At 32.4% G+C, this 22,742-nt stretch carries 20 protein-coding genes; 7 read left to right on the top strand and 13 right to left on the bottom strand.

The features are described from left to right. Nucleotides 1-9: 9 nt before the first annotated feature. The 6 genes from rodA to purH all read right to left on the bottom strand — a co-directional run bounded on the left by rodA (nucleotide 10) and on the right by purH (nucleotide 7,356). Nucleotides 10-1,290, bottom strand: coding sequence for a rod shape-determining protein RodA (rodA, locus tag RH81_RS12900; protein WP_033960951.1), 1,281 nt, complete (start codon nucleotides 1,288-1,290; stop codon nucleotides 10-12). A gap of 2 nt (nucleotides 1,291-1,292) precedes the next feature. Continuing rightward, nucleotides 1,293-3,236 (bottom strand): penicillin-binding protein 2, encoded by a 1,944-nt coding sequence (gene mrdA / locus RH81_RS12895; protein ID WP_052172549.1) that lies wholly within the window; start codon nucleotides 3,234-3,236, stop codon nucleotides 1,293-1,295. Then, nucleotides 3,233-3,739: a hypothetical protein gene (locus RH81_RS12890; protein ID WP_033960949.1), complete on the bottom strand. Its 507-nt coding sequence runs from the start codon at nucleotides 3,737-3,739 to the stop codon at nucleotides 3,233-3,235. Before RH81_RS12890 ends, mrdA begins: the two co-directional genes overlap by 4 nt. Next, nucleotides 3,732-4,559 (bottom strand): rod shape-determining protein MreC, encoded by an 828-nt coding sequence (mreC, locus tag RH81_RS12885; RefSeq protein WP_033960947.1) that lies wholly within the window; start codon nucleotides 4,557-4,559, stop codon nucleotides 3,732-3,734. Before mreC ends, RH81_RS12890 begins: the two co-directional genes overlap by 8 nt. A 19-nt stretch (nucleotides 4,560-4,578) precedes the next feature. After that, nucleotides 4,579-5,607 carry a rod shape-determining protein gene (locus RH81_RS12880; RefSeq protein ID WP_033960946.1) on the bottom strand — a complete coding sequence of 343 codons (1,029 nt, stop codon included), beginning with the start codon at nucleotides 5,605-5,607 and terminating at the stop codon, nucleotides 4,579-4,581. 216 nt (nucleotides 5,608-5,823) lie between these two features. After that, nucleotides 5,824-7,356 carry a bifunctional phosphoribosylaminoimidazolecarboxamide formyltransferase/IMP cyclohydrolase gene (gene purH, locus RH81_RS12875; protein ID WP_033960945.1) on the bottom strand — a complete coding sequence of 511 codons (1,533 nt, stop codon included), beginning with the start codon at nucleotides 7,354-7,356 and terminating at the stop codon, nucleotides 5,824-5,826. Between the two features lie 189 nt (nucleotides 7,357-7,545). On the opposite strand from purH, the gene RH81_RS12870 reads away from it, so the two are divergent. Next, nucleotides 7,546-8,796, top strand: coding sequence for an ABC transporter permease (locus RH81_RS12870; RefSeq protein ID WP_033961281.1), 1,251 nt, complete (start codon nucleotides 7,546-7,548; stop codon nucleotides 8,794-8,796). Between the two features lie 3 nt (nucleotides 8,797-8,799). On the opposite strand, the gene RH81_RS12865 is transcribed toward RH81_RS12870, so the two are convergent. Then, the gene (locus RH81_RS12865) at nucleotides 8,800-9,258 is read right to left on the bottom strand and encodes a GAF domain-containing protein (RefSeq protein ID WP_033960944.1); all 459 of its coding nucleotides are present in this window, start codon (nucleotides 9,256-9,258) and stop codon (nucleotides 8,800-8,802) included. An 88-nt stretch (nucleotides 9,259-9,346) separates the two neighbouring features. Here RH81_RS12865 and xrtF point away from each other — a divergent pair, with 88 nt between their 5' ends. The 6 genes from xrtF to RH81_RS12835 all read left to right on the top strand — a co-directional run bounded on the left by xrtF (nucleotide 9,347) and on the right by RH81_RS12835 (nucleotide 14,231). Then, nucleotides 9,347-9,898: an exosortase family protein XrtF gene (xrtF, locus tag RH81_RS12860; RefSeq protein ID WP_033960942.1), complete on the top strand. Its 552-nt coding sequence runs from the start codon at nucleotides 9,347-9,349 to the stop codon at nucleotides 9,896-9,898. Beyond that, nucleotides 9,891-10,319: an exosortase F system-associated membrane protein gene (locus RH81_RS12855; protein ID WP_033960940.1), complete on the top strand. Its 429-nt coding sequence runs from the start codon at nucleotides 9,891-9,893 to the stop codon at nucleotides 10,317-10,319. Before xrtF ends, RH81_RS12855 begins: the two co-directional genes overlap by 8 nt. A gap of 69 nt (nucleotides 10,320-10,388) precedes the next feature. Further along, on the top strand, nucleotides 10,389-10,802 hold the full coding sequence (locus RH81_RS12850) for an HYC_CC_PP family protein (RefSeq protein WP_033960938.1): 414 nt from the start codon (nucleotides 10,389-10,391) through the stop codon (nucleotides 10,800-10,802). 79 nt (nucleotides 10,803-10,881) lie between these two features. Then, on the top strand, nucleotides 10,882-11,613 hold the full coding sequence (locus RH81_RS12845) for a heavy-metal-associated domain-containing protein (RefSeq protein ID WP_033960936.1): 732 nt from the start codon (nucleotides 10,882-10,884) through the stop codon (nucleotides 11,611-11,613). Next, entirely contained in the window at nucleotides 11,614-13,854 is a 2,241-nt protein-coding gene (locus RH81_RS12840) for a TonB-dependent receptor plug domain-containing protein (protein WP_033960933.1), read from the top strand. Between the two features lie 20 nt (nucleotides 13,855-13,874). After that, nucleotides 13,875-14,231, top strand: a complete 357-nt coding sequence (locus tag RH81_RS12835) for a heavy-metal-associated domain-containing protein (protein WP_033960931.1) — start codon at nucleotides 13,875-13,877, stop codon at nucleotides 14,229-14,231. Between the two features lie 65 nt (nucleotides 14,232-14,296). On the opposite strand, the gene RH81_RS12830 is transcribed toward RH81_RS12835, so the two are convergent. The 6 genes from RH81_RS12830 to RH81_RS12805 all read right to left on the bottom strand — a co-directional run bounded on the left by RH81_RS12830 (nucleotide 14,297) and on the right by RH81_RS12805 (nucleotide 22,741). Then, complete coding sequence (locus RH81_RS12830; protein ID WP_033960929.1) at nucleotides 14,297-16,723, bottom strand: hypothetical protein; 2,427 nt, start codon at nucleotides 16,721-16,723, stop codon at nucleotides 14,297-14,299. Between the two features lie 54 nt (nucleotides 16,724-16,777). Further along, entirely contained in the window at nucleotides 16,778-19,198 is a 2,421-nt protein-coding gene (locus RH81_RS12825) for a hypothetical protein (RefSeq protein WP_033960927.1), read from the bottom strand. A gap of 151 nt (nucleotides 19,199-19,349) precedes the next feature. Beyond that, entirely contained in the window at nucleotides 19,350-20,984 is a 1,635-nt protein-coding gene (groL, locus tag RH81_RS12820; RefSeq protein WP_033960925.1) for a chaperonin GroEL, read from the bottom strand. A gap of 22 nt (nucleotides 20,985-21,006) precedes the next feature. Continuing rightward, complete coding sequence (gene groES, locus RH81_RS12815) at nucleotides 21,007-21,282, bottom strand: co-chaperone GroES (protein WP_033960923.1); 276 nt, start codon at nucleotides 21,280-21,282, stop codon at nucleotides 21,007-21,009. Between the two features lie 149 nt (nucleotides 21,283-21,431). Then, nucleotides 21,432-21,785: a preprotein translocase subunit SecG gene (gene secG, locus RH81_RS12810; protein WP_033960922.1), complete on the bottom strand. Its 354-nt coding sequence runs from the start codon at nucleotides 21,783-21,785 to the stop codon at nucleotides 21,432-21,434. Continuing rightward, complete coding sequence (locus tag RH81_RS12805; RefSeq protein WP_033960921.1) at nucleotides 21,785-22,741, bottom strand: hypothetical protein; 957 nt, start codon at nucleotides 22,739-22,741, stop codon at nucleotides 21,785-21,787. Before RH81_RS12805 ends, secG begins: the two co-directional genes overlap by 1 nt. Nucleotide 22,742 lies beyond the last annotated feature (1 nt).

The raw sequence follows: 22,742 nt of genomic DNA, 5'->3' as shown, positions 1-22,742 counted from the left end.
TTTTTTTGTTTACCATTCATTAATCTTATTACTATCTAATTTCACAAAAATGAAAAGGAGTATAGTAAAGCCCCAAAGTCCTGAACCTCCATAGCTAAAAAATGGAAGTGGAATTCCAACCGTTGGGATTAATCCCATAACCATTCCAGTATTAATTGTAAAGTGAATAAATAGTATTGAGGCGACCGCATAACCATAGACTCGACTAAATTGAGATTTTTGAGATTCTGCTAAAAATAGTATGCGAATAATGAGTACTACAAAAAGTATCACAACAAACGTAGTCCCTAGAAATCCCCATTCTTCACCTACAGTACTAAAAATATAATCGGTATGCTGCTCAGGAACAAACTTCCCTGTGGTTCGTGTACCTTCTAAGAAACCTTTTCCAGAGAAGCCACCAGAGCTTATTGCTTTTTCAGATTGGATGAGGTTATAAGCCTCTTCTTTTTTCATCTTTTCAAGCTTTAAAGGATCTTTTTCAAGTCGTAACCAGAGGCTTATTCTGTTTTGCTGATGAGGTTTAAGAACATGTTCATAAAACACTTTTACGCCTGATGAAAACGAAATACAAATCAAAAGAATAACCACAGATTGAATAAGTGAGGCACGCTTTTTTCGTCTAAAAAAATAGATTCCGAAAACAATTATTGCAGCTACAATTGCGGTAGGTAAAATTCCGAATTTGAGAGCCAGAACTGCTAAAACAATGGTTGAAAGTACAATGGCTAAATATATTTGTTGAAGCCCTTCTCTATAAAACACAAAGAAAAAAGAAGCATAAACCAAGGTACTACCAGCATCATTTTGTAGTAATATCAAAATCGCAGGTAGTATAATTATTGCAACTGCACGTAACTGATGCTTCAGCGTATTCATATCTGTTTGCAAATCACTCATGTACTTGGCAACTGCTAAAGCTGTCGCAAATTTTGCAAACTCACTTGGTTGTAAAGTCATACTTCCAATTCCGTACCAAGATCGTGCGCCATTTACATCCTTTCCGAAGATGAATAATCCAACAAGAGCTAACATGGCTACGATGTAAATAATACTGGCAAACCGTTCATAAAATTTGGCTTCGATAGAGAGAATTAATACAATCAGCACAAATGTTAGTCCGAGAAACACTAGGTGTTTACCATAAGGTAGACTCATATCAAAATAGCTCTCAATCTCGCCAACATGAGATGCAGACATAATGTTTAGCCACCCAAAAGTTACTAGAAGTAAAAATATAATGATAATTACCCAATCAAATTTAAAACCTCTGTGGTTTTCTCTATTCATGATTATTGATTTGGATTTATTGAAGAGTCGTTATTAAATTCATTGTTTTTTGGAGCTTGAACTTTTTCCACGACTTGTAAGGTTGTTTCTTTATTAATTTTAAAAGGTTCACCAGAATATGGTTTTGCATATTCATTCTCAAGGCTATGGGTCAAAATCCAATTTTCCATATCTGTTCTAGTGATATCTCCTTTAAGATATTTTTCTATCATTAAACTAGCCATTCGACCAGCAAATCGACTTCCCCAATACCCATTCTCTACAAAAATAGCTATGGCAATCTTCGGGTTGTCTTTAGGAGCAAAAGCTACAAATATAGAATGGTCTGTAAGCTGTGTTTTTACACCATCTATTTTCATGAAATTTTCAGCAGTACCAGTTTTTCCACAGATTTCAATTCCTGGGATTCTAAGTGTTGACGCAGTACCTTCATTGTAAACATCAAACATCCCTTGAACTACTGGTTCAAAATGACGCTTGTCGATGGTTGTGTGTTTTGGCGTGGTGTATTTACTTGGAATTGTGTCTCCTTCAATTTCTTTGATGATATGTGGTGTGTAATAATAACCTCGATTGCCAATAGCTGCGGCCATATTTGCTAGCTGAATTGGAGTAGCTTCAACTTCACCTTGACCGATAGCATTAGACACAGTATAGGTTGAACCCCATCGATTGTCACCATAAGCTCTGTCGTAGTAATTGCCATCCGGAATTCGACCAGGTCGACCAACTTGTAGATCATATCCTAAAAAATTCCCTAGCCCAAAACTTTTTGCATGATCAGACCATTTATTCATGGCATCTCCTGCATCATCATATTTATCAACAATTCGTCTATAAACATTTACGAAATAGGCGTTGCAAGATTGCGAAATACCTTTGTTCATGTTTACAGGACTTTTATGATGGTGGCAACCTGTGAGTTTTCGACTTCCGTAGTAATATCCCATTCTACACGTAAACTTTTCGTTAGTGTCTACAACACCTTCTTGAAGTGCAATTAGTGCATTAATTACTTTAAATGGAGAGCCAGGAGGATATTGAGCCTGCAATCCTCGGTCAAATAAGGGTTTGGCAATGCTGTCTCTAAATAATTTCGTAAAGTTTTTTGAACGACCTCTACCAACTAGTATATTAGGGTTATAACTAGGGCCAGTTACTAAGGCTAGAATTTCTCCATTGCTAGGATCTAAAGCAACAATACCACCTCTTTTGTTAGTCATTAATAACTCGCCATATTGTTGTAATTCAGAATCGATAGTAATAGTAATATCTTTTCCAGGTTGTGGTAAGGTGTCAAATTTTCCTTCTTTATAAGGACCAATATTTTTATTGAATCTATCTTTTTGAATGAATTTTATTCCTTTTACACCGCGTAAAACATCTTCGTAAGACAATTCAACCCCTTGTTTTCCTATGAGGTCACCCATTTTATAATATGGGTATTTTTCTATAATACGTCGATTTACTTCGCCTATATCTCCTAAAACATTTGCTCCTATGGTTGTTTGGTAATCTCTAAGGGAACGTTTTTGAATATAGAAACCGTCAAATTTTCGCATTTTTTCTTGTAACACAGCATAATCATTTTTAGATAACTGTGGTACAAAAACCGATGGTAAACGAGGTGAATATTTATAAGCTTTCTCGTAAATTCTTTTGAAATCTTCCTTCGTTATTTTTAGAAGGCTGCAAAACTCTAAAGTATCAAGAGCTCCTACTTCCCTGGGAATAACCATCACATCATATGATGGTTGATTAGCAACTAAAAGCTTGCCACTTCTATCATATACATAACCACGCTTTGGGTAATTATAAACTTTCCTAATAGCATTATCTTCATAAAGACTATAGGCCTTTTCGTTGTACACTTGCAAATAAAACAGGCGTGCAATAAATAAGAGTCCCACTGTAATTACAGTTAATAGGAGTAGAAGTTTTCTCATCGTTGTTTTTTGCTAAAAAGTACCGAAATTAATATACAAAGTATAAGCGTGAAAACACTTGAAAATAACGTCTTTTTAAGAACTAAAAGTATGTTTGATATGTTAAATACTTCTAACGAGAATAAAATGAGGTGATGAAGAATTATTAATATTAAGAAGTAGATCACTCTATTTCCAAATTCGGTATTGTTGAATTTAATAGTTTGATGTTCGTAAATCATTCCGAAGGCAAATTTTAGAATTGGAGGTCTTGCAAATGCAATAGATACACATGCTGCGGCATGAACACCTCCAGAATCGGAAAATATATCAACAAATAGCCCTAACATGAAACTTAAGAAAATAAATAAAGTACGATTGTTGTTTACTGGAAATAGAAGAATAAATAAAATATAAGGATACGGATTTACAGAATCAATAAAATTGATATGATTAAAAATCAATGCTTGTGCTAATATTAACACAACAAACCTTATAATGTTATTAATATTTAGACTATTCATTAACAGGGTTTTCTAATAGTTTTATTTCTTCAGTATCTAAATTTTCAATGATATAAACATGTGATAAATTTGTCATATCATTAAATAATTTGACGTCTACAGTATAGGTGTCTCCACTAATATCTAAAACAAAATTATCTACAATACCAATTGGTATTCCTTGTGGGAATATTGAAGATTGTCCTCCAGTTACAATTGTGTCTCCTTGTTTTACCGGAGCAAATTTTGAAATATCTGTCAACTGGACTATTGATGATGAATTAGCATTCCATTCTAAAGACCCAATGTGATTATTAGCTTTTAATTGTGCATTAATTTTACTCTTCGTGCTTAAGATCGAAAGCACTCTTGCGTATCCATTTGAGGTATTGTCAATAATACCCACTATTCCTTTTGATGTGATAACAGCTAAATCTTCTTTGAGTCCGTGTTTCTCACCTTTATTAATTGTTAAGTAGTTTTTTGAAGCTGAATAATTGTTATTGATAATTTTAGCTGTCTGAATTTTATAACGACCATTAAATGTTGTTGTATCAATTCTTGAAATTGAAGTTAGAGAAGAATCTAAATCGTTCAATAATTGTGAACGCAATTTATTGTTTTCCTCAACTAGTATTTCATTTTGCGTTTTTAAATCGAAATAGTTAGAAACACTACTTGCACTTTCATAAATGCCACCAGTAAAAAAGTTAGCAGAATTGATGAACTTACTCTTATGATACGAATGGGATTGAATTGTTAAAGCAATAGAAACAAAAAACAACAATAGAAACAAAAGAGAAGTTTTGTTTCTAAGGACAAAGTTTATAATCTGTTGCATGTTAAGTAGGTGTTCTCAGTTATTTAATCAATACACTTTTAAATTTAGGTAAGTTTTTAAGTGTAATTCCTGTACCACGAACAACGGCTCTTAAAGGGTCTTCTGCAATATAAACAGGTAAGTCTGTTTTTTGAGATAATCGCTTGTCTAATCCGCGTAACATTGATCCACCACCTGCTAGATAAATACCAGTATTGTAAATATCTGCTGCAAGTTCTGGAGGCGTTTGAGATAATGTTTCCATAACAGAATCTTCAATTCTCAAAATTGATTTATCAAGTGCTTTTGCAATTTCACGATAAGAGATTTGTACCTGCTTAGGTTTCCCAGTAAGTAAATCACGTCCTTGAACACTCATTTCTTCTGGTGGAAGATCTAAATCTTCTGTCGCAGCACCAATTTGAATTTTGATTTTTTCTGCAGTGCGATCACCAACATAAAGGTTATGCTGTGTTCGCATATAATATATAATATCGTTAGTGAATACATCACCAGCGACTTTCACAGATTTGTCACAAACGATTCCGCCAAGTGCTATAACAGCAATTTCTGTTGTACCACCTCCAATATCAACAATCATATTTCCTTTTGGTTGCATGATGTCAATACCAATACCAATAGCTGCTGCCATTGGTTCGTGAATTAAGTAAACTTCTTTACCGTTTACACGTTCACAAGATTCTTTTACAGCTCGCATTTCTACTTCTGTAATTCCAGAAGGAATACAAACTACCATTCGTAGTGCAGGTGTGAATAATTTCTTTTTGAGTGCAGGAATGTTTTTAATAAACATACTTATCATTTGCTCAGAAGCATCAAAATCGGCAATTACACCATCTTTCAACGGTCTAATTGTTTTAATATTTTCATGCGTTTTTCCTTGCATCATGTTGGCTTCTTTTCCAACTGCAATTATTTTTCCGGAAATTCTATCTCTTGCTACTATTGATGGACTATCAACAACCACTTTGTCGTTGTGGATAATAAGCGTATTCGCAGTTCCTAAATCTATGGCTATTTCTTCGGTTAAGAAATCAAAAAATCCCATGTGTTATTCTAATATTATGAGGGCGTTATTGTATTCAGTTCTTGGTCTTCTGTAAATGTAGTAAAACTTACTAAATATTTACAGTTTATTTCTATTTCAATTACTTTGAAAGCTAACTTATTAGCTTTTTATAATTAAACGTTTAGTTTTTGGTTTTGGATGTTTGAAATTGAGTAATTCTTTTCAATTTCTAAGATCTCTTTTTTTAAACGGTTTTTAGTGTTTAAAATGACGTGTTCCAGTCATAACCATTGATAAATTATTTTCATTGCAATAATCAATTGTTAATTGATCTTTAATTGATCCTCCAGGTTGTATCACGGCTGTGATTCCTGCATTATCTGCAATCTCTACACAATCAGGAAATGGAAAGAATGCATCACTTGCCATAACGACTCCTTTTAAGTCAAATTTAAATGACTGAGCTTTATGTATAGCTTGGTTAAGTGCATCTACACGACTTGTCTGTCCTGTTCCACTTGCGCACAATTGTTTGTTTTTAACCAAAACAATAGTGTTAGATTTAGTATGCTTACAAATTTTAGAAGCAAATATTAAATCTTCTAACTCGTTTTGAGTTGGCTTATTGTTAGTAGCCTGAACTAAATCGTCTATGCTATCTGTTTTATTATTTCTGTCTTGAACTAAAACGCCATTAAGACATGTTCTTACATTTGTTTGAGGAAAATCTACATCATGTAAAACTAGAAGAATACGATTCTTTTTTCCTTTTAAAATTTCTAAAGCATCATCAGAAAACGAAGGCGCAATAACTACTTCACAAAAAAGAGTATGAATTTTTTCAGCTGTTGCTTTATCAATTTCGGTATTGGCTATTAATACACCACCAAAAGCAGACACAGGATCACCAGCTAAGGCGTCTACATAGGCTTGGTGGATTGTCTCACGCTGTGCAAATCCACAAGCATTATTGTGTTTTAGTATAGCGAACGTAGGAATTTCACCTTTAAACTCGTTCATTAAATTTACAGCGGCATCAACATCTAAAAGGTTATTGTAGCTTAATTCTTTTCCGTGGAGCTTAGTGAATATGTCATCAAAATTTCCAAAGAAAAAACCACGTTGGTGAGGGTTTTCGCCATAACGTAACACTTTGCCATTTGTTTCACTAATTTTAAGTGAAGGGATGCTATGGTCTGCATTGAAGTAATTGAATATTGCCGAATCGTAATGTGATGATACGTTGAATGCTTTAGCAGCAAAATGTTTTCTATCGGCTTCTGAGGTGTCACCTTTTTTAGAGGTTAACAATTCTAAAAACTCAGAATAATCTTCAACAGAGGACACACAAACAACATCAGAATAATTTTTCGCAGCAGCTCTAATTAGTGAAATTCCTCCAATATCAATTTTTTCAATGATATCTTGATTGGAAGCTCCAGAAGCAACTGTTTTTTCAAAAGGATATAAATCTACGATTACTAAATCAATCTGAGGAATACCAAAATCAACCAATTCTGCAACATCACTTTCATTATTTTGGCGATTTAAAATGCCGCCAAAAACTTTAGGATGTAATGTTTTTACTCGACCACCAAGAATAGATGGATAGGATGTTACATCTTCTACTGGCACGACATCAATACCTAAATTTTTGATGAATTTTTCGGTTCCACCTGTAGAATAAATGGTTACATTTTGTTCGTTAAGTTGTTTTACAATTGGCTCTAAACCATCTTTGCTAAAAACTGAAATTAATGCAGATTTAATTGCTTTGTTGTTACTCATTGTTGTGTTGTTGTAGTTGAGTTTCTGCTGTAGAAACTTAGTTGTAAAAATTAAAGCTCAAAAATACACATTATCAAGAGTTTTAATAAGTGAAAAATAGAGTTTATTTAAGTTTTTTGTAACAAAAAATTGTTGAAAACGTCCTACCTTTATAATTCTAGTAGAATTCTAGAAAACAAAACCAGTCTTATGCTCGTTTATCTAAGATTATTTAAAGAAAGTTTTTCATTTGCTCTTAATGCGTTGCGTAATAATAAACTGCGTACACTCTTATCTTTATTAGGTATTACCATTGGTATTTTTTCAATTATTGCTGTACTTGCAGCTGTTGATTCTTTAGACCGAAGCATAAAAGAAGATTTATCTGGTTTAGATAAAAACACAATATATCTTACAAAGTATTCATTTGGACCTACAGATGTGCCAAGATGGCAACGTGATAATTATCCGCAGACAGAACATGATGATTTTGAGTTTATAGAACGGAATGTTCCGGAAATTGAAGCCATTGCTTATGTTATGTTTGGTAATTCAGAATCGATAAAATATCAAGGAGAATCAGTTTCAGGTGTTGAAGTAACTCCTGTGTCTAATGGGATTTATGAGATTGAGGATTTTAAAGTTGAGAACGGCCGTTTTTACACGGAATCGGAGTCAAATTCTGGTGCACCTGTTATCGTTTTAGGATTTTCTGTAGCCGAAAACTTATTCGGAAATTTAAATCCTATTGGAAAGCAAGTCCGTGTTTACGGAAGAAAACTTACTGTGATTGGTATATTAAAGAAATTTGGGTCAGGAATATTTGATTCGCCTGATGATAAGGCATACGTGCCTGTAAACTTTGTGAGACGTTTTAAAAGTGGAGGCCCTAATGGCGTTCCAGGAGCGATAATTATTAAACCTGAAAAGAATGTCGATATTGGTGCTTTTGAGCAGGTCTTAAAACAAAAATATCGTGTGTATAGAGGTTTAAAAGCTGGAGAGCCAGATAATTTCTTTGTGAATAAAATGTCTGGATTTACAGACGCTATTGATGGGATTATTGGAACACTGAATCTTATTGGTTGGATTATAAGTGGATTCTCTCTATTGGTAGGTGGTTTTGGTATTGCTAATATTATGTTTGTAAGCGTAAAAGAACGAACAAACCTTATAGGAATTCAAAAGTCTTTAGGAGCTAAAAATCGTTTTATCCTCTTTCAGTTTTTATTTGAAGCGATTATTTTATCTGTTCTTGGAGGAGTAATAGGAATTGTTTTAGTCTGGATAGTCTCACTCATTGCCTCAGAAATGGCTGGTGATTTTGAGTTTATACTGTCGTTTTATAATGTATTCTTAGGTTTTGCTTTGTCTACTTTTATTGGATTGATTTCAGGAGTTATACCAGCAATTTCTGCTTCAAAACTAGATCCTGTTGAAGCTATTAGAACAGGAATGTAATTTTTAGTTAAGAATTCCTGCTACTTTTTTACAAACAAATTCTAAAAAGCGTTCGTCTTCATCAGTAAAAGGATCTGCCGTATTTGAATCAATATCTATCTGACCAATATTTTCGCCATTTACAAAAATCGGAATTACAATCTCGGCTTTTACAGTAATACTGCAAGCAATATAATTATCTTGTGCGGATACATCAGGTACCACGAAATTTTGATTTGAAACAGCTGCTTGTCCGCAAATCCCTTTTCCAAAAGGAATAATGATATGGTCTGTAGGTTCACCAACATATGGTCCAAGTTTTAACTCATCCTTATCTCCATTTTTGAAATAAAAACCAACCCAATTGTAATGCGTTATGTGTTCTTCAAGAAGTTTACAGACATCCAATAGACGTTCGTCAATAGTTGCAGAATTGCTGTTTAAGAACGCTTCTACTTTTGGTTTTAGGGCATCGAAAGTCATATGTTATTAAAATTTTGGTAAAAGTATTTAAAAAGTGTCATTTCTATATTCATTTTATATAATTTTAACTGAATAAAATAGATAGCTATTGAAAGCACTTTTTCTTAAATACAAATCTGTCGTAAAGTTTATTTTAACCTTTCTAACGGTTTATTTTGTATTGACTTTGACCTATAAGTTTTATTTGGATATATCTGATGGATCGAAATACTATCCTGATTATTTTACCAATTTGGTGGCAATTCAAAGCGATGTGCTTTTAGATGCATTTGGTTATGATGCTCTAGTTACTCCGCATCCTGATGAGCCTTCAATGAAACTTATTATAAATGATAAATTTGTCGCTAGAGTAGTAGAAGGCTGTAATTCTATCAGTGTTATTATTCTATTTATCTCTTTTGTTGTCGCATTTGCAGGGAAATTTAAATCTACATTTTTGTATATAATTTCTGGAAGTGTATTGATTTATGCAGTCAATTTAATTCGTATCGTAATTTTATCAATTGGATTGTATAATTATCCTTGGCGTAAAGAAATTTTGCATACTGTGATTTTTCCGTTAATTATTTATGGTATGGTTTTCCTGCTTTGGATGTTTTGGGTCAATCGATTTTCTAAACTAGATAAAGCCAATGCGTAAGCCAATTATTTATATATTACTTTTTGTTTTATTCTTGATGTTAGTGCTTATTCGTGTTTTTGAGTATGAACTTTTTTACGATCCATACCTTTTGTTTTTCAAAAATGACTACTTGCATATTGATTCGCCTAGACATGAGATTTTTAAATTAACTATGTACACAACTTTACGGTATGCCCTTAATTCGGCGATTTCTTTAGGTATAATTTATCTATTTTTTAAAGATAAGTCCATTCTGAAATTCTCTGCTGCAATTTTCGGTTTAGCTTATGTTATTTTGATTGCTTTATTTTTATATTTTGTCATTCATCCACGTCAAGAAGATTACTATTTGTTTTTTAATTTCAGACGTTTTTTAATTCAGCCGATACTTTTGTTACTTTTGATGCCAGCGTTTTATTATTACAAGTTGAAACAATGAAACGTTAAGTCTAACTTAAAAAAAGCTACGTAATTAACTTTTTTGTAACTTTGTATTTCAAATTTTTGAATGTTAAAACAAGTTTTACATAAACTATTTTCAACAACATTAGCCTTGCTGGTATTGTTCTCTACAGTGTCTTTTACTGTGAAAAAACATTATTGTGGAGATGTTTTAGTTGATTCAGCTGTCTTTACGGAAGTTCAAAAATGTAACATGGCAGCATCAGAGATTAGTCAATCTAAAATGACGAAGAAAAGCTGTTGTAAGGATGAACTAGAAGTTGTAAAAGGTCAAGACCATTTAAACCAGTCAAAGTTTGAAGATTTGTCTTTTGATCAATTGCTTTTTGTTGCGTCTTTTGTTTACAGTTACATAAATATCTTTGAAAGTTTACCTAAACGTATTATTCCTCATAAAGATTATTCTCCTCCCAATCTCACAGAAGATATTTTACTCCTCGATCAAGTATTCTTAATTTAGTTTTTTAGTTTTTAAAGTGTTCTCATATAGGTTTCATTAAGCTTATGGGATATTAATTATTTACTAAAAATTTAAAATCATGACACACACATATACTATAACAGGTATGACCTGTAATAATTGTAAAGCTTCTGTCGAAGCGGCTTTGCAAGCATTAGATGATGTCAAAAATGTATCGATAGATTTAGAAACTTCTAAGGCAACAATTAGCATGTCTAAGCATATCTCAATCAAAACATTTCAAAACGTATTATCATCTAAATATTCAATTTCAGAATTAAAAGAATCCAATGCCTTTAACTCAGGTTCGACTGAAACAAAAGTTGAAGAAAGTGATCTTAAACAATTATTTCCGTTGTTCTTAATCTTCGGATATATCATTGGAGCATCCATTTTATTAAATAGAAACCCTTGGAGTATTGAGAGCTTTATGCTCGATTTTATGGGTTTGTTCTATATCGTATTTAGCTTTTTTAAATTGTTGGATTTAAAGGGGTTTCCTCAATCGTTTAAAATGTATGATCCTTTAGCGAAATCAATTCCGGCTTATGGATGGATTTACCCTTTTATTGAGTTAACCTTAGGATTACTGTTCTTAATGCGCATTGAAATCACGTTAGCACTCATCATCACTTTAATTATTCTTGGAATAACTACTTTTGGAGTTACTAGAACTTTATTGAGTAAAAAATCAATTCAGTGTGCTTGTCTAGGAACTGCTCTGAAACTTCCAATGACTAAAGCGACTTTCATTGAAAACAGTATTATGATTATTATGGCAGTTGTCATGTTATTAAAAACCTACAATTAGATGAAACACATACTATATATCATATTTCTACTTCCTTTAATTAATTTTTCACAAGATGAATTGTCTGGTGAAATTATGGAAGTCACTGCAGAGAATAAAGACATTCCATTAATTGGTGCCAATGTGTTTTGGCTTAACACTTCAGTAGGTGCAGTTACAGATATAGATGGGAAATTTACAATACCTTTTGAAGCGAGTTATAAGAAATTAGTAATTAGCTATGTTGGTTATAAAACAGATACTTTAACTGTTAATGAACCAAAATACATTAAGCACTTTCTTAGGTCTACAAGTGAATTAGATGAAATTGTTGTTACCTCACGAAAACAATCCACTGCTAAATCTTATTATAAAGCTGCTAATATAATTACTGTGAGTAGTGACGAGTTACTTAAAGCCGCTTGCTGTAATTTATCTGAAAGCTTTGAAACTAACCCGTCAATAGATGTTAACTTTTCTGATGCTCTTACTGGTACGCGACAAATTAAAATGTTAGGACTAACCAGTAAGTATATTTTAATTACGACAGAGAATGTTCCATCAATACGTGGTGCTTCGCAGGCTTTTGGATTAAGTTTCATTCCTGGAACTTGGGTAGAGAGTATTCAAATTACTAAAGGCGCAGGAAGTGTTACTAACGGTTTTGAAAGTATTGCAGGACAAATTAATGCCGAGCTTCAAAAACCTTCAACAGATGATCGCTTTTTTGCTAATCTCTATATGGCAAGTAGTGAGCGTATGGAGTTGAATACGCATATTAATACTAAAGTGAACGACAAATGGAGCACAGGCTTTTATATTCACGGGAATACACTTCAAAGAAAGCATGATGTAAATGATGATGGATTTTTAGACATGCCTTTGTATAATCAAGTCAATGTAATGAATCGTTGGCAGTATACTAACCTAGAAAAAGGATTAGTGAGTTTTATTAATGTACGATACTTAAATGACTCTAAGCAAGCTGGACAAGTGGATTTTGATCCTAGTCGAGATAAGTTTACCACTAATTCTTGGGGAAGCGAAATAGATACAGAACGATTTGAAATCACAACTAAGTTTGGTTACGTAAACCCTGAAGTTCCTTGGCAAAGTTTAGGAGTACAGTTAGCTTTTAGTACACATAATCAAGAATCTTATTATGGTTTAAATGCCTATGATATTAACCACAATAGTGTGTATTCTAATGTTATTTATAATTCTATAATTAGTGATTCGAGGCATAAAATAAAAACAGGATTAAGTTTTACTTATGACCATTATGATGAGTTTGCCATTAATGCCAATTTTGAGCGCAGTGAACGTTCGTTTGGAGGCTTTTTTGAGTATGCTTACGATAATTTAGACAAACTTACCTTAACTGCTGGACTGCGATTTGATACGCATAATTTGTTAGGAGAGTTTATTACACCTCGATTGCACATGAGATATACGCCTTGGGAAAAATCGGCTTTAAGATTTTCAGTAGGTAGAGGAAAGCGAAGTGCGAATATTTTTGCTGAAAACCAAAATATGTTTGCAACATCTAGATCCATAAATGTTCTTAATACTAAAGGTGATATCTATGGTTTAGATCCAGAAATTGCCTGGAATTATGGTGTGTCTTATTTGCAAGGTTTTAATCTATTTGAAAGAAAAGGTGATATTGCTTTTGATTTCTATAGAACTGATTTTCAAAATCAAGTGGTTGTCGATTGGGAGAATCCGCAGGAGGTTAATTTCTACAATTTAGAAGGTGATAGTTACGCGAATAGTTTTCAAGTGGAATTAAATTATAATGTTTTTGAACATTTCGATTTTAGAACAGCTTATAAATATTATGATGTAAAAACTGAATATTTAACCGGAAAACTGTCAAAGCCACTAATACCTGAGCATCGTTTTTTTGCGAATGTTTCATATGAAACTAATTTAGAAGAAGGAGAAACATCCAATTGGAAATTTGATGTCACTTATAACTGGTTAAGCGAACAGCGTTTTGCTTCAACAAGTTCAAATCCTTTAGAATATAGATTGCCAGAAGAATCACCAACGGTTGGAACCTTGAATGCTCAAGTGACTAAAGTCTTTTCTCCTAAGTTTGAAGTGTATGTTGGAGGTGAGAACGTCACGAATGTAAGACAGAATAATCCAATTTTAGGAGCAAATGATCCGTTTGGTTCAAATTTTGATACTACATTTGTATATGGCCCAATTTTTGGAAGCATGTATTACGCAGGTTTGCGTTTTAAAATTAAATAAATAAAAGTAAAATATAGATTATGAAAAAAGTACTTATAATGACGTTTGTGATGTTAGTTTCATTTGCATCATTTGCTCAGGACAAAAATGCCAAAGCATCTCTAGAAGTTGATGGTGTGTGTTTAATGTGTAAAGAGCGTATTGAAAAAGCAGCAATAAGGACAAAAGGCGTTAAGTCTGCAGTTTGGAATGTTGAGACTCATGAATTGAAACTCATTTATGATGAACGTAAAACTAGCTTAGATACGATAACAAAAAAAATTGTTGCAGTTGGACATGACACTAAAGAATTAAAAGCAACAGATGAAGCTTATAATACGGTTCATCCATGTTGTAAGTATCGTGATGATGAAGTACAAGAAGATCATAAGAACTAATTAGAACTATATAAATAAAAAAAAGCCACAGAATCTGTGGCTTTTTTTTGCAATTACAAGTCTTTTTATTCAGAGAGATTACTGGTTTTTATCGACTTTATTTCTGAGACTAGCTCACCAGTACTAGTAAAACCTTGAATAACTATAACAAGTTCATTAAGTCCTAAATTTTTAATTTTATAGCTATACATTCCTAAATCATTAGTGGTGATATCAGACTTCCAATCCAAGCAGGTGAATTCGTTTAATATATCATCAGACTTAAAATAATAGGCTGGTACGTAAAATTTCTTTTCAATTGAAAAACCATCTTTAATTACTACATCTCCATAATTTTTAAGTTTCATTTGTTCAAGAGATTGACTGCCATCTTTTCTGTACACTCTAATTACTCCAGCTCCACCAGTTGCACCATAACCTAATCCACTAGTACTAATGAATATTTCGTCTATATCTTCAAACGTCATATTAAATAAAATATCATGGTTATTGCCAAGATTTACATCGTCAATAATAAGAATGGGTTCATTACTTGCTAAAAATGAAACTGGTCTTCTGCTTTTAATTCTCGTGAAACCACTTCCTGCTAAATCTTCAACGACAAAACCATTCGAATTAATTAGATCCGCAATATTAAAATAAGTTCTTTTTATAATAGAGTCTATTTTTATCCCATTACTATATTTATTTGCGATATGAGATTTTTCATGTTTCATGGATTTCTCTACAGTCTTTTGTTTAGTATACGACAGGTTTACTGTGTCTAATCTTTCAATACCATAAGCTTTAAAAGCTGTTTTTAAAACTGATTCTTTAGATTTGCCTGAGGTGATGGAGTTTTTAATTTGAAAGGGGTGAACTAAAACTCTTTTACCGTTTGTGGTTTGTATAACAGGACTAACTTTGGGAACTTCTCTTTCGTTTTCTATCAATGTAAAATTGATAACAGCTCCATCTTTTAAAAAATAGTTGTCAAAAATAAATTTATTTGTGTTTTTATCAATAACAGTATATTCATTAACGTCGTTTGTCATTGAAAACATTTGAGTTCTATTCTCATTATGCTTTTTAGCAACTCTATTAAAAGTGCCCTCAACTTTAAGACCTACATCAAAACTATATGTGGCTTGGATTTGCCCTTTTTTAATATTCTTCCATTCATATTTACTCCATCCTTGAGTGAGTAGCAATAAATCTAAATCGTATTTTTTTAATCGGTCAACATTTTTAAAATAATGACCCGTATTTTGAACCTGACCTCTAATATATGGTTGAATTAAAAAGGCAGAAAGGATATCTGCTTTTGAAGCATTGGTAATATTAGGATTAGGTAAAGTACTAACACTTAAATGTGATAATTGATTTTGATTATTTTTAGTATTGACCTTTAAATTGATTGTAATGGAATCTTTATCTTTTTTAAGATTTGTATTTACTGAAGCTAAATTTAAATTGTTGTAATTGAAAATAAGGCGTTCTAAAATTGGATTCATATTATCATCAAACAGAGCAATAGTATTCACTCCTGGAACTAAGTTTGCAGATTCTACAGGAATAGTGTTTTCAGTTTTAAAATTAATTAAATCTAGATTGACAACCGATATTTTTGAATTCTGATTGATAACAAGATAATAGGTCTTACTCTTATTAGGTTCTAATGTATTAATATTGGTTTTAAGGTTTATATATGTGTATTTCTCATTAGAATAATTATCTATTGATATCGTAAACCCTGTGGGTTTTGCTTTAGGTAAATATGTTTTTTCCTCTTTGCCATCAATGGTGTAAATCGCATAGTATATTTTATTCGCTTCAAAGGTTAAATTGAATTTGCCAAGACCAAATAAATTCGTTTTAAAGGTTGTGACCTCTGTATCATCATTGTCAAAAATGGATCCATTTATTTTTGCTCCTTTTCCTTCGTGATTTGTAGTTTTTACACCAATAGTATTATTTGTATTTACAATAGCATAACCACCTTCAGGTAAAAATTGAATATCGTGTGGTGCAGTTGTAACTGCTTCTGTTGATACTTCTATTTCACCTTTATAAGGATTAACAACATTAAATGGAACAGATGCAAAAGATTCATCTTCTGGAAAATTATTCATCCAGTTGGTATAGGCTCTTAAGTAATAGCTTCCTGGTGTTACATTGGTACCTAAATCCATTGTTCCACTTACGACACCATTCTGTGCAAAAAAAAGTTTCTTATCAATTTCTTTTCCATTTGCATCATATAATGCCACAAAAATATTGGTAGAATTTATTGCTGGCTTGTTAGTATCCTTATTGTATATATAGGCTTTAAACCAAACAGGTTCTTCAAGGATAAAAACATTCTTGTTTAGGTGTAGGTGTATGTTTTCTCGTTCTAAGCTATAATAGGATGCATACGTGTTTTGTAGTTGACTTTTTTTCTCTACTTGAGCATTAGTAACGTTTGCTATTAGGCATAGTAAAACGAATAAAACTAAATGTTGTCCTTTCATATTTGAAAATGATATAATAAGAGTTCAATTTAATGATAATAATTGACCTTAAGATTAATTATTAGTGCTTTTACTAATCGATATTTCCTTAATTTCAGAAATTAATTTACCATTTACTGAAAATCCTTCGATGACAAATAATAGCTTGTCTACATTAGGATTTTTTATTTTGAATTGAATGTCACCATTTTTATCAGATATCAATTTAGGTTGCCAATCAATTGCTCCGTAAGCATTAAATAAATTGCTTGATTTATTATAGAAAAGAGGTGAGTAAAATTCTTTTTGATTAGCAAAACCGCCACTAACCAAAAGAGAATTTGCATATCTAGCTAGACTATTATCGGATAACACTCCTAAATTTTTTTTAAGGTATATTCTTATTACACCAGCAGCTCCTCTTGAGCCATAACCTAAACCTAATTTATTAAAGTAGATTTCATCAATTTCATTGGTTCGCATACTGGTTAAAACCTGATAATCTCTACCAAAATTAATACCATCAACTATGAGTAATGGCGAATTACTTGCAAGTATAGAAACAGGTTGCCTGTTAAAAATAGTAATACGGCCAACGTCATTTCTAGCAGTAAATCCATTAGCATTAATGATATCTATAATATATGGATATGTTCTCTCTTGATCTGGACCAACTTTAATGCCTCTACTGTATGCATTACCTATATCTTTTAAAACGTTTTCTCGCTTTTTTTGTTTCACACCTTTTTTTGAAAACAGATTTATTGTGTCTAGAACTTCTCCGTTAAAATCTATATCTGCATATGTAACTATCTCATTAACTTTATTGTATTCTATTATACTACATGATTTTGCTAATTCGAAAATTTGGTTTAGTGAACTCCTATCTTTATTTAGAACCCTTGCGTAAAGCTTTGGTTGTGTTATTTTTTCTCCATTTTTAAAAACACTAAAATGAACTTTTGTAGAATCTTGAATAAAATAATTTTCAAAATTAAAACCTTTGTCTTCTCCTATAGATCTCGTTTCGTTGATATTATTGACAAGTGAAAACATTTGAATCTTATACTTAGATCTTGGATCTAAATCTTCATTTATAGTTCCATTGATAGTGACGCCTTTGTCAAATGGAATGATGAGATTTTGAGCGCCTTTTTTAATATGATCCCATTTGTACTTACTCCAGCCTTGAGTGAGTAAGGTAAGATCAAGATGAAAGGATTTAATCCTATCAACATCTTCAAAATAATAATTTGCGTTTTCTAGTTCGCCATTTATGTATGGATCAATATACATAGCACTTATAATGTTTCTATTTGTACTTAAAGATTCTGTTTCTCCTGGAAGAATAGAAACACTTATGTTAGATGAAAATGCGGCTTTAGATTTGTCTTTTAAATTAATATGAATTGGTATAGAATCGTTACGAATTGTTTTTGAAGTGAGATTGATTTTAATATAATCACCTTCTCTATAGTTAAATACTAAACGCTCTAACATTGGCTGTAATTTGTCATTAAATACTGTAATTGTATTCACACCAATAGGAAGCCTCCTATTATCGATTGGGATGACATGATTTAGGTCTAATTTGTCGATTTCAAGATTAATAATTGAACTTTTATTATTTTGATGAATCACTATATAATAAGTTTTGCCTGCCTCTTTTGTAAGTGTATGTTTATTGGTTTTGAGAGTTAAATAAGTGATGAGTTTAGTCGTGTAATTGTTTAAAGATATTGCAAAACCTAGTGGACTGCTTATTGGTAAATCGGTTTCAAAATCTTTGCCATTTAGAGTATATCTTGCAGTATAGTTTTCTCCTGTTTTCATGAGCAATTCAAACTTGCCAATACCAAATTGATTGCTTTTAAAGGTGTTTATAATTTCATTTTTAGAATTTACAATCTCTCCTCTGATCATTAATCCAATTCCTTCACAATTTATAATTTTATAAGCTATGCTATTTGTAACATCAGATGTGCAATGGCCTCCTTCAGGTAAAAATTGTAAATCAAAAGAAGACGTTTTGTTTTCTGAAACATTATTAGGTTCAGAATTGGGATTTATAATTTCAATAGACTCAGAAGTAAAAGACTCGTCCTCATGAAAATTCTTCATCCAATTGGTATGTGCTTTAATAAAGTAATGACCAGAAGCTAGGTTTTCAGTGACTTTAAAATGGCCAGAAAACGTTCCGTTTTCGGCATAATACAAGTTTGTTTTTAATACTTTTCCATCTTTGTCATACAAGCTGACATAGATGTTAGAGGTTGTAATAAATGGAATGCTCCCTTTTTTGTCATAAATGTATCCTTTAAACCATATAGACTCATTTAATAAAAAGATGTTTTTATTAAAGTGTAAGTAAATAGTTTCTCGTTCTGTATTAAAATATGAAGCGTAATTATCTTCAAATATCTCTTTTTCATTTTGAGAGAAAACACTTGCAGTAAAACATAGTAACAATAACATAATGGTGAAGAAATGCTTCATAGAAGATGGTGTTATTAATGATGACTTACGGATTCAAAAAATCTCGTAAATAGATGCAACTTTTCTTATAAAGATAAATAAAAAAGAGCCTTTAAATAACTTAAAGACTCCATTTTAATTTTATATTAACAGTAATAATAAAAGAATGTTATTACATCATTCCTGGCATTCCGCCTCCCATTGGTGGCATTCCACCAGCTGGAGCATCTTCTTTAATGTCAACTAAAGCACATTCAGTTGTTAGAATCATTCCTGCAACAGAAGCTGCGTTCTCTAAAGCAACACGAGTTACTTTTTTAGGATCGATGATTCCTGCTTTAAGCATATTAACATATGTTTCCGTTTTAGCATCAAAACCAAAGTCTTTTTTGCCTTCTAGAACTTTATTAATTACAACAGAACCTTCACCACCTGCATTTTCAACAATAGTACGTAAAGGCGATTCGATTGCTCTTGCTACAATTTGAATACCTGTAACCTCATCAAGGTTTTCAGTAGTGATTTTTTCTAAAACTGATATTGCTCTTACTAAAGCAACACCACCACCTGCTACGATTCCTTCTTCAACTGCTGCTCTAGTTGCATGTAAAGCGTCATCAACACGATCTTTCTTTTCTTTCATTTCAACTTCAGAAGCTGCGCCTACATATAAAACAGCAACACCACCAGCTAATTTAGCTAAACGTTCTTGAAGTTTTTCTCTGTCGTAATCACTTGTTGTAGATTCAATTTGAGCTTTGATTTGATTTACTCTTGCTTTGATATCAGAAGACTTTCCAGAACCATTTACGATTGTCGTATTGTCTTTGTCGATCATTATTGATTCGGCAGTACCTAACATACTTAAATCTGCATTTTCAAGAGAGAAACCTCTTTCTTCAGAAATCACAGTTCCACCAGTTAAGATAGCTATATCCTCAAGCATTGCTTTACGACGATCTCCAAATCCTGGAGCTTTCACTGCAGCAATTTTAAGTCCACCACGTAATTTGTTAACTACTAAAGTTGCTAAGGCTTGACCTTCTACATCTTCAGCAATGATTAATAAAGGTCTGCTAGATTGCGCTATAGGTTCTAGTATTGGAAGAATTTCCTGTAAGTTGGCGATCTTCTTATCAAATAATAAAACATATGGATTTTCTAAATCTGCAACCATCTTATCAGAATCAGTAACGAAGTAAGGAGAGAGGTAACCTCTGTCAAACTGCATTCCTTCTACAACGTCAACATAAGTATCAGTTCCTTTTGCTTCTTCAACAGTAATTACACCTTCTTTTCCAACTTTACCAAAAGCTGTAGCAATTAAATCACCAATAGTATCATCATTATTAGCAGAGATTGAAGCCACTTGCTTAATCATTTCAGAAGAGTTACCAACTTTTTTAGATTGCTTATCTAAGTTTTCTGTAATAGCGATTACTGCTTTGTCAATACCACGTTTTAAATCCATTGGGTTTGCACCAGAAGCAACATTTTTCAAACCTTCTTTTACAATGGCTTGTGCTAAAACTGTTGCAGTTGTTGTTCCATCACCAGCTAAATCGTTGGTTTTAGAAGCCACTTCTTTAACCATTTGCGCTCCCATGTTTTCAAGCTCATTTTCAAGCTCTACTTCTTTTGCCACAGTAACACCATCTTTAGTCACCTGAGGTGCTCCAAATGATCTACCTATGATTACGTTACGACCTTTTGGTCCTAATGTTACTTTTACTGCATTTGCTAATGCATCTACGCCACGTTTTAATCCGTCACGTGCCTCAATATCAAATTTTATATCTTTTGCCATTTTTGTCTAGTTTTTAAGTTGATTAAACAATTGCTAATATGTCACTTTCACGCATGATGAGGTAATCCTTACCTTCTAACTTTAATTCTGTTCCTGCATACTTTCCGTAAAGAACAGTGTCACCAGTTTTAACAGTCATAGGTTCATCTGTTGTGCCTTTACCAACAGCAACAACTTTTCCTTGTTGTGGTTTTTCTTTAGCGTTGTCTGGAATAATAATTCCCGAAGCTGTTTTTGTTTCAGCTTGAACAGGTTCAATAAGAACTCTGTCTGCTAATGGTTTAATATTTAAGCTCATTGTTATATAAGTTTTTAATTAAATGTTTATTGTTAACGCTTAAGCGATATGCTAAAAATGTGCCAGCTATTTTTTTACTGACAAACTTGCAGAAATAAAAAATGCCAACTATTAAGTTGGCATTTTTTATATTATATGTTTTGTGCGTTTTATTCTGTAGCTCCTTCAGGAGTTGCAGTGTCTTCCGCTGGAGTATCTGGTGTTGTTACAGGAATTGAAATTTCTGTGTCATCGCCATTAATTATTTTAGAATCTTGAGCGCCTCCTGCACCAGGAATAGCAAAGTTTGAAGCTAAAATTAATGCTAACAATAAGGTTGCTAATGCCCAAGTACTTTTATCTAAGAAATCTGTTGTCTTTTTAACACCACCTAATTGTTGTGTTCCGCCACCTCCAAAAGAAGATGATAATCCGCCACCTTTTGGGTTTTGTACCATAACAACAACGATTAATAAAAATGCTACAAGCACGATAAGGATTAAAAATATAGTAAACGTATTCATTAGTTCTGTGTATTATTTTCTTGTAATTGTTTGACTGCTTTAATTTGGTCTGCAAAGAAACCACTTTTTTCTGGATATTTCAAACTTAAAATTTTATAAGATTGAATTGCCTTTTCATAATTTTTTTGTTCGAGATAAATTCTAGCTAAAGTCTCTGTCATTAAGCCATCATGCTTAACTGTGTCTTCAGATTTAATCTCTATTTTAGGCGTGTCTTTAGAAGGTACTATTTTCGGGTTGCTTTGTAAGAACTTGTCAATAAGTTCAAATTTTTTGCTTACCGAACTTTTAGTTTTTTGAGAATTAGTATCACTTTTTTCTTCTAAAACGCTACTTTCTTCATCTCGGTTAATCGGTTTGAAACTTGTGATTTTAAGCCATTCTGAGAATGAATGTGTTTCAGATTTATCAAAGTCTAATGGTTTTCCTATTTGTAACGCTTCTTCAGGAGTTTCTTCGATATTTTTTGCGTCAATATCTAGAATGACTTGTTCTGGAGTTGAATTTCTAAGTGATAAAAAGTTAGCGACGTCTTCTCTTTTTAACTTTTCCTCAAACAAGTTAGGATCAAGAACGCCTTCGGTATTTTTTATATGTTCTTTTAAAGCATCGTCAATAGTTACACTTTTGTCTACAGAAATGTCATCGGCTTCATTGACAAGCATGCCTTTGAGATGTTCGGAGTTTTGCTTGATAATCTGAGAAATCTCATTCTGATTAAAAGCTTCAGAAGTTATGTAATCAAACAAAATACTGCGATCTGTTGTGTGAGCAGCTGTCGTTTTTAATTCTTGATTGTATTTATAGCTGTCTTTGTTTTTAAGACCTTTAAGATATAATGCTCTAGCTGATTGTGTGTACGGGAACTCTACAATTAATTCTTTCAATTGCTGTGTTTGCTCAGAAGTAATATTCTGAGGGTTTTGGAGTATGTATGTGAAATCAGTTGTATTCAAA

This window comes from Psychroserpens jangbogonensis (genome assembly GCF_000797465.1).
GTDB lineage: Bacteria > Bacteroidota > Bacteroidia > Flavobacteriales > Flavobacteriaceae > Psychroserpens > Psychroserpens jangbogonensis.
This window is presented reverse-complemented; position numbering and strand designations above follow the sequence as displayed.

Excerpts from the sequence above, each read along its gene's own strand:
- purH (WP_033960945.1), bottom strand. The coding sequence starts at position 7,356 with ATGAGTAACAACAAAGCAATTAAATCTGCATTAATTTCAGTTTTTAGC.
- RH81_RS12840 (WP_033960933.1), top strand. The coding sequence starts at position 11,614 with ATGAAACACATACTATATATCATATTTCTACTTCCTTTAATTAATTTT.
- rodA (WP_033960951.1), bottom strand. The coding sequence starts at position 1,290 with ATGAATAGAGAAAACCACAGAGGTTTTAAATTTGATTGGGTAATTATC.
- RH81_RS12825 (WP_033960927.1), bottom strand. The coding sequence starts at position 19,198 with ATGAAGCATTTCTTCACCATTATGTTATTGTTACTATGTTTTACTGCA.
- secG (WP_033960922.1), bottom strand. The coding sequence starts at position 21,785 with ATGAATACGTTTACTATATTTTTAATCCTTATCGTGCTTGTAGCATTT.
- RH81_RS12850 (WP_033960938.1), top strand. The coding sequence starts at position 10,389 with ATGTTAAAACAAGTTTTACATAAACTATTTTCAACAACATTAGCCTTG.
- RH81_RS12880 (WP_033960946.1), bottom strand. The coding sequence starts at position 5,607 with ATGGGATTTTTTGATTTCTTAACCGAAGAAATAGCCATAGATTTAGGA.
- RH81_RS12865 (WP_033960944.1), bottom strand. The coding sequence starts at position 9,258 with ATGACTTTCGATGCCCTAAAACCAAAAGTAGAAGCGTTCTTAAACAGC.
- RH81_RS12855 (WP_033960940.1), top strand. The coding sequence starts at position 9,891 with ATGCGTAAGCCAATTATTTATATATTACTTTTTGTTTTATTCTTGATG.
- RH81_RS12870 (WP_033961281.1), top strand. The coding sequence starts at position 7,546 with ATGCTCGTTTATCTAAGATTATTTAAAGAAAGTTTTTCATTTGCTCTT.
- mreC (WP_033960947.1), bottom strand. The coding sequence starts at position 4,559 with ATGCAACAGATTATAAACTTTGTCCTTAGAAACAAAACTTCTCTTTTG.
- mrdA (WP_052172549.1), bottom strand. The coding sequence starts at position 3,236 with ATGAGAAAACTTCTACTCCTATTAACTGTAATTACAGTGGGACTCTTA.
- RH81_RS12845 (WP_033960936.1), top strand. The coding sequence starts at position 10,882 with ATGACACACACATATACTATAACAGGTATGACCTGTAATAATTGTAAA.
- RH81_RS12890 (WP_033960949.1), bottom strand. The coding sequence starts at position 3,739 with ATGAATAGTCTAAATATTAATAACATTATAAGGTTTGTTGTGTTAATA.
- RH81_RS12830 (WP_033960929.1), bottom strand. The coding sequence starts at position 16,723 with ATGAAAGGACAACATTTAGTTTTATTCGTTTTACTATGCCTAATAGCA.
- groES (WP_033960923.1), bottom strand. The coding sequence starts at position 21,282 with ATGAGCTTAAATATTAAACCATTAGCAGACAGAGTTCTTATTGAACCT.
- groL (WP_033960925.1), bottom strand. The coding sequence starts at position 20,984 with ATGGCAAAAGATATAAAATTTGATATTGAGGCACGTGACGGATTAAAA.
- RH81_RS12835 (WP_033960931.1), top strand. The coding sequence starts at position 13,875 with ATGAAAAAAGTACTTATAATGACGTTTGTGATGTTAGTTTCATTTGCA.